At 73.7% G+C, this 6,636-nt stretch carries 6 protein-coding genes and 1 pseudogene; 2 read left to right on the top strand and 5 right to left on the bottom strand.

Going from position 1 to position 6,636, the window contains the following annotated elements; genetic code table 11:
* On the top strand, window positions 1-1,191 hold a 1,191-nt coding region (locus ABZ371_RS05360; protein ID WP_358673762.1), incomplete at its 5' end, for a PQQ-binding-like beta-propeller repeat protein.
* A 152-nt stretch (window positions 1,192-1,343) separates the two neighbouring features.
* Window positions 1,344-2,651 (top strand): C40 family peptidase, encoded by a 1,308-nt coding sequence (locus ABZ371_RS05355; RefSeq protein ID WP_358673759.1) that lies wholly within the window; start codon window positions 1,344-1,346, stop codon window positions 2,649-2,651.
* A 139-nt stretch (window positions 2,652-2,790) separates the two neighbouring features.
* Here the strand turns inward: ABZ371_RS05355 and ABZ371_RS05350 are convergent, their stop codons facing one another.
* From ABZ371_RS05350 to ABZ371_RS05330, 5 genes and pseudogenes are all read right to left on the bottom strand, one after another.
* The gene (locus ABZ371_RS05350; protein WP_358673756.1) at window positions 2,791-4,035 is read right to left on the bottom strand and encodes a styrene monooxygenase/indole monooxygenase family protein; all 1,245 of its coding nucleotides are present in this window, start codon (window positions 4,033-4,035) and stop codon (window positions 2,791-2,793) included.
* 36 nt (window positions 4,036-4,071) lie between these two features.
* Window positions 4,072-4,722 (bottom strand): ATP/GTP-binding protein, encoded by a 651-nt coding sequence (locus ABZ371_RS05345; RefSeq protein WP_358673753.1) that lies wholly within the window; start codon window positions 4,720-4,722, stop codon window positions 4,072-4,074.
* A complete protein-coding gene (locus ABZ371_RS05340; protein WP_358673750.1) occupies window positions 4,703-5,116 on the bottom strand; it encodes a DUF742 domain-containing protein in 414 nt (137 codons plus the stop codon). The genes ABZ371_RS05345 and ABZ371_RS05340 overlap by 20 nt, the downstream gene beginning before the upstream one ends.
* A complete protein-coding gene (locus ABZ371_RS05335; protein WP_358673747.1) occupies window positions 5,113-5,592 on the bottom strand; it encodes a roadblock/LC7 domain-containing protein in 480 nt (159 codons plus the stop codon). The genes ABZ371_RS05340 and ABZ371_RS05335 overlap by 4 nt, the downstream gene beginning before the upstream one ends.
* Window positions 5,589-6,038: pseudogene (locus ABZ371_RS05330) on the bottom strand (histidine kinase); the annotation flags it as partial. The pseudogene ABZ371_RS05330 and the gene ABZ371_RS05335, both read right to left, overlap by 4 nt.
* Window positions 6,039-6,636: the final 598 nt, after the last annotated feature.

The following is a 6,636-nucleotide window of genomic DNA, read 5'->3' as shown; positions in this document are numbered from 1 at the left end:
CCGGCGTCGCCGCCGGCGCTGCCTGGCCGCCCACCGGAGCCGCGGTGGATGTACACGCATCCGGCCGCCGCTCCCGCGCCGCTCACCGCGGGCCTGTGGCAGGGCGAGCTGCTGGTGCTGACCAGCGCGGCCGGGGCCACCGCCGTCGATCTGCGGACCGGCCGGAAGGTCTGGGACCAGCCGGCCGCCGCCGGTGCCCAGGCGGTTCTGGCCGGCGGGAAGAAGCTCTGCTTCCTGGCGGGCCCGGCCGAGTTCCTCTGGCTGTCGGCCGAGGACGGGCGGGTCGAGCACCGTGTCCGGTACGCCGACCACTTCACCGGCCTGCCTGGCCTGAAGGTGGCGGCGTCGGCGGGGAGTTCCGGGCCCGTCGTCTGGTTCACCGGCTCGCACACGGTCACGGTGAAGGCACCGAAGCCGAAGAAGGGCAAGAAGCCCGGCAAGGACACGCAGGTCGTCAAGGCGTACTTCTTCGCGTACGACATGGTCGCGCGCAAGGAGCTGTGGCGCGTCGCCGTCCCCGCGGGCCGCGCCCCCGGCACGCCCGCCTACCGGGCGGCCGCCGTCCGGGACGCCGACCTGGTCGTGGTCCAGGCCCCGGCGACGCTCACCCCCGCCGACGTCGCGGCGGGCAGGGGCAGGGCCGTCTTCCGCTGCTTCGACCGCGCCACGGGGAAGCAGCTGTGGACCCGGCAGTTCGGCGCTCTCGCACCGGGCGGGGCCGCGCAGGGGGACGGGGAGGGGCGCCTGTACGGGGCGGTGGGCGACGACCTCCAGGCGTTCGAGACGGCTACGGGCAAGCCGGTGTGGACGCTGAACGGCACCTCGGCGTCCGTCTTCGGCACCCCTGTCCCGGCCGGCACGCTGCTGCACACCACCAACCGCAACCAGGAGGTCGGTGCGGTCGAGCGGGCGACCGGACGCGTGGTCTGGCGGCGGTCCACGGAGGTGCCGCTCGGCGGGGCCGCACCCGCCCTCACCCTCAGCGGCGGCGGCAAGACCCTGCTCGCGGCGGACGCCTCACAGGTGACCGCCTTCTCGGCGGCGGACGGGCGACGGCTCTGGAAGTTCCAGGACGTCGGTGTGCAGGACCCGAAGGGCGCCACGGTCGGGGCCCCTTACCGGGTGCTCACCGCCGGGAAGTACGCGTTCGTCCAGCGGGAGCGGGCCGTCTACGCACTCCCGGTGGCCTGACGGCGCCCTGTCCTCCGTCCGGGGGGCAGGACGGCCGCCACGCCGGGTGGTCCTTGCCCCACCCGGCGCCGAGTGACCGGATGGACCGGACCCGATCATTCGTGGGCTGGTCCTACTGATGGCTGAGCCCCCGTCACCGGAGGTGGGATGCCGTGTCAGGCCGACTCGCCCGTACCCTCTGCACGGCGGCTCTGGCCGCGGTCGTCGCCGCACCCCCCGCCACCGCCGGACCCGCCGGCCCCGCCGCCGGACACCCTGCCGAAGCCGCGACCGGACGCACCGCGGACACCGGGGACGGGCCCCGCGCGGAACCGTCGGCCGGCACGGGTACGGGCGCAGACACGGGCACAGGCGTGGCTCTCTCCGACGCCGGCACGGCCGGCGCCGGCGCGGACGCCGCCCCGGCCACCCCCGCCACCGGCGCCCCGCAGAGCGTCGCAGCGCTGCTGAAGCGGTTGCAGACGCTGTACCAGCAGGTGGAGGAGGCCGGCGAGCGCCACAAGGCCACCGTGGCCGAACTGAGGAAGCGCGGGGCGCAGGCCCGGAAGCTGGACTCCGCGCTCTCCCGGGCCCGCGAGGCCCTGGGGAACAGCCACCGTGACGCGGGCCGCCTCGCCCGCGAGCAGTACCGGAGCCGCACCGGCTACTCCGTGTACCTGCGGCTGCTGCTCGCCCGCGACCCCCAGCAGGCCCTGGAGCAGAGCCACGTGATCCAGCGGGCCCAGGCCGGCAGAACGGCCGCGGTCGAACGGCTCACCGGTGCGGAGAAGCGGGCGAAGGCGCTGGCGGCCAGGGCTCGCCTGGCGGCCGACCGGCAGAAGGTGCTGGTGAGGAGGGCGAAGAAGCAGCGCGACGCCGTGGAGGCCCGGCTCGATGGCGTCGAGGCGATGCTCGCCTCGCTGTCGCGGGAGCAGCTCACGCAGGTGTCACGGCTCGAGGAGAAGAACATCGACGAGGCCCAGGACGCCCTCGTGGCCTCGGGAGCGCTCAGCTCGCCCCGCCCGCCGTCCGAGGAGGGCGGCGAGGCCGTGCGGTACGCGGTCCGGCAGATCGGCAAGCCGTACGTCTGGGGCGCCGAAGGGCCGGAGTCCTTCGACTGCTCGGGGCTCACCTCGCAGGCCTGGTCGAACGCGGGGCGGGCCATTCCACGGACGTCCCAGGAACAGTGGCGGCGGCTCCCGAGGATCCCGGTCTCGTCGCTGCGCCCCGGAGACCTGGTGGTCTACTTCCCGAAGGCCACCCATGTGGCGCTCTACATCGGCGACGGGCTCGTCGTGCAGGCCCCCAGGCCCGGGGCCACGGTGAAGGTCTCCCCGCTGGCCTCGAACCCGCTGCTGGGCGCCGTCCGACCGGACCCGGGCAGCGAGCCGCTGAGCGCCTACACCGCTCCGGTACTGCCCCGGGGCGCGTCGACCGGCTCGGACACGGGGTACGGAGCGGAGTCGGCCCCCCGGCACTGACCGCCGCCCGCACCGGGGCGGACCCGGGAGCGACGCGCCGGGCCGGCGGACACCGCCACCGCCGGGGCCACCGCCCCGCCGGGGTGCGGACGGACCACCGTGACCGGCGGGGTGGTCCGTCCGCACGCGTGCGCGCAGGTCAGACGGTCCGGGCGCCCGAGACCTCGGCGAGGTACGCGTCCGTCTTCTCCGGCTCGAAGAAGAAGTTGTCGAAGTCCGCCGGGTCGTTGAACCCGTTGGCGAAGCGGTCCGCGACGGGCTGGAGCTGACCGGCGGCGCCGATCAGGTTCAGTACGTGCTCCGGGGGGACGCCGAGCATCGCGTTCGTCCACTTCACGACGTGCCGGGTGTTCTCCCAGTGCCGGTCGAAGGTGGCCTGCATCCACTCCGCGTCGAACTCGCGGTCGCCGTGCTCCACGATCGACCGGAGGTAGGAGTGCGCGCACTTGGACGCCGTGTTGGAGCCCTGGCCGGTGATCGGGTCGTTGGCCACGACCACGTCGCCCACCCCGAGCACCAGCCCGCCGCCGGGCAGCCGGCCGATCGGCTGCCGCACGGTGGGGGCGTAACGGCCCGCGAGCGTGGCGTTGGCGTCGGTCAGCTCGACCTTCGTGGCACGGGCGTACTCCCACGGCGTGAACTTCTCCATGAGCTCCAGCGTCCTGGCCAGGTGCTCCGAGGGGTCCTTGATGCCCTGGAAGGCGTCGAGCGGGCCTCCGGGGACGCCCTCCCAGAAGAGGATGTCCGCACGGCCCGACGTCGTCAGGGTCGGCATGACGAAGAGCTCGCCGACGCCCGGGACCAGGTTGCAGCGGACCGCGTCGAAGTCCGGGTGCTCCGGGCGCGGGCCCAGGCCGTGGACGTAGGCGACGGCCAGCGCGCGCTGCGGGGCGTCGAACGGCGAACGGGAGGCGTCCCGGCCGAACATCGAGACCAGCTCGCCCTTGCCCGCCGAGACCATCACCAGGTCGTAGGCGCGGGAGAAGTAGTCCAGGTCGGATACGGCGGCGCCGTGGATGACTAGCTGGCCGCCGCGCTGGGCGAAGGTCTCCATCCAGCCGGCCATCTTCACCCGCTGGTCGACGGACTGCGCGAACCCGTCCAGCCTGCCCACCCAGTCGATCGCCCGCGAGGAGTCGGGGGCCGCGACCGAGACGCCGAGGCCCTCGATCCGCGGGGCCTGCGACTCCCAGAAGTTGAGCTGGAGCTCACGCTCGTACTCCAGTGCCGTGTGGAACATGCACTGCGTCGACATGACCCGGCCGGACCTGATCTCGTCCGCCGTGCGGTTGGACATGACGGTGACTTCGTAGCCCTGGGACTGCAGGCCGAGGGCCAGCTGGAGGCCGGACTGACCGGCTCCGACTATGAGTATCTTCCGCATCGCGGTTCTCCGTTACGTGTGCCTGGGTGCGTCGGGTTACGCGGGTGTGACGTCGAGGGCGTGTCCCACCAGGGCGAGCAGCGCATCGACGACCGTGCCCCTCTTACGCGCGTCCATGATCACAACAGGCACGTGCGGGGGCACGGTCAGGGCCTCCCTGACGTCCTGCTCCTCGAATCCGGGCGTGCCCTCGAAGTGGTTCACGGCGACGATGTACGGAAGGCCGCAGCTCTCGAAGTAGTCGAGTGCCGCGAAGCAGTCGGCGAGGCGGCGGGTGTCGGCGAGCACGACGGCGCCGATCGCACCGCGCACGAGGTCGTCCCACATGAACCAGAACCGCTGCTGGCCCGGCGTGCCGAAGACGTACAGCACGAGGTCGTTGTCGAGCGTGAGACGGCCGAAGTCCATCGCGACCGTCGTGGTGACCTTGTCGGGCGTGGCGCTGAGGTCGTCGGTGGCCTCGCTGGCCTGCGTCATCAGCGCTTCGGTCTGGAGCGGGGTTATCTCGGAGACCGACCGGACGAAGGTCGTCTTGCCCACACCGAAACCGCCCGCGACCACGATCTTGGTGGCGATCGGCGCGCGCGTGTGGTCCAGCTGCCATGCCTGTGCCGCTTCGTCGGGCTGGTCCCGCGGCCCCGGCTGACGCGGGGCGAAGAGCGGCGCCTCAGAGACGACGGAGTCCATCGAGCACCCTTTCGAGCAGTGCGCGGTCGGGCTGGCCGGCGCCGTGGCCGGTGCCGTACACGCGGATCTTTCCCTGGTCGGCCAGGTCGCTGAGCAGCACCCGGACGACGCCGAGCGGCATCTTCAGCAGGGCGGAGATCTCCGCGACCGTACGCATGCGCCGGCACAGCTCGACGATGGCCCGGAGCTCCGGCATGAGGCGTGAGGCGAGATTGCCGTTCGTCAGCTCCCGCCGCTCCTCCGGGGCCTCCAGCGCGGCGACGAACGTCTCGACGAGCAGGACGTGGCCGAAGCGGGTGCGGCCACCGGTGAGGGAGTACGGGCGGACCCGCGCGGGCCTGCGGTCGGCGCCCCGCACGGGGAGCCTGCGGACGGGTTCGGCGGCTGACGTCACTGGGCGCTCTCCATCGACTTGCGCAGCTCGCTGCGGACTTCGGGGGTGAGTACGTGTCCGGCCCGGCCGACGAAGAGCGCCATGTGGTAGGCGACGACGCTCATGTCGCAGTCGGGCGTGGCGTGTACACCGAGCAGCGAACCGTCGCTGATCGACATGACGAAGACACTGCCCTCGTCCATCGCGACCATCGTCTGCTTGACCCCGCCGCCGTCCATCAGCTTGGCGGCACCGATCGTGAGGGACCCGATACCGGAGACGATGGTGGCGAGGTCGGCGCTGGAGCCTCGGGGGCCCTGAGGCCGCCCCGCCGCCTTGGCCGTCGCGAGGCCGGGGTCCGAGGAGAGCAGCATGAGCCCGTCGGACGAGACGACGGTGACCGAGTGGACCCCTGGCACCTCCTCCACGAGATTGCTCAGCAACCAGTGCAGGTTCCGGGCCTCGGTGCTCAGCCCCAGCGTGCTCGGTGCGCTCAACTGCGTGCCTCCTCGACTGTGTCCCCCGTCTCATCGATGCGGCCGTCGGTACGGCCGGTCAGGTCGGTGCGGCCGGTACGGTCCGGGGTCTCCCCGTCCGTGTGCCCCGTCATCTCGGCTTCCACGTCGCGTCGGCCTTCCGTCGCACCCCGGTGGAAGCCGCCGAGCTTGCGGCGCAGCGCCTCCTTGTCCACGCCGCCCCTGCGTTCGGCGACCGGGGCGGCGGTCGGTGCCACGATCCGGGGCGTGCGCTTGGGCAGGCCCTTGTCGGTGACGCGTGCGGGCGAGGGTGCCGGGTCGGGCACCTCCTCGCCCAGTCCGGTCAAGGGCTGCCGAGGTCCGGGGAGGGCGTCGGCGACGGGCGTGGCGGCGGCTGCCGGGCTGGTGTCGGCGGCGCGCTCGTGGCGGTCGGGCCCGACGGCGTACGGTCCGGCCGCGTCCTGGGGCGCTGCGGGGGCAGGGGGCTCCGTGGTGGCCTCGGCCCCGTCCTCGGGCGCGCCCGGCAGGCCGGGGCGGCGGCACGGGCGGGGGGGGGGGGGCGGGGGCCGGGGACGCGCCCGCTCGGCCCCGCGCCACCTGGGCCGCCGGACCGCTTTCGACGCGCCGCACCGAGTCGGTGTCGTCCGTCCGGCGTTGCGTGGCGACGTCCTGCCTCGCGCGGGCCGTGCGACCCGCCTCCCGAGCCCGTACGAGAAGCTCGCGAAGGCTCGGGTTCCCGTCTGTTCCGATTCGCAGGCTGAGGTACCGGGCCGGGGAGTCCGCCGGTGCCGCGATCGGGATGTCGACGCCGGCCCCCAGCCGGGTCAGCAGAGCGGCCACGGCGGCATGGAGCGCCGTCGGCAGCGACGCCCGGGCGGCCCCGGCAGTGGCGAGCAGGGCACGGTGGATCTCGGGAGTCAGGTCGAACCAGTGCAGTTCCACGACCGGTGCGGGGTGGGCCGGCCGCGACCGGTCCGTCGGCAGGGCGAGTTCGTACGGCAGTGGCGGATCGTCCGGCAGGGACGCTGCGTCCGGCGGCGGAGCGGGAGTGCGCGCGTGGCACCC

This window comes from Streptomyces sp. NPDC005899, from assembly GCF_040629645.1.
GTDB lineage: Bacteria > Actinomycetota > Actinomycetes > Streptomycetales > Streptomycetaceae > Streptomyces.
The sequence above is the reverse complement of the archived record's forward strand: the minus strand, read 5'-3'. Positions and strand labels throughout refer to the sequence as shown.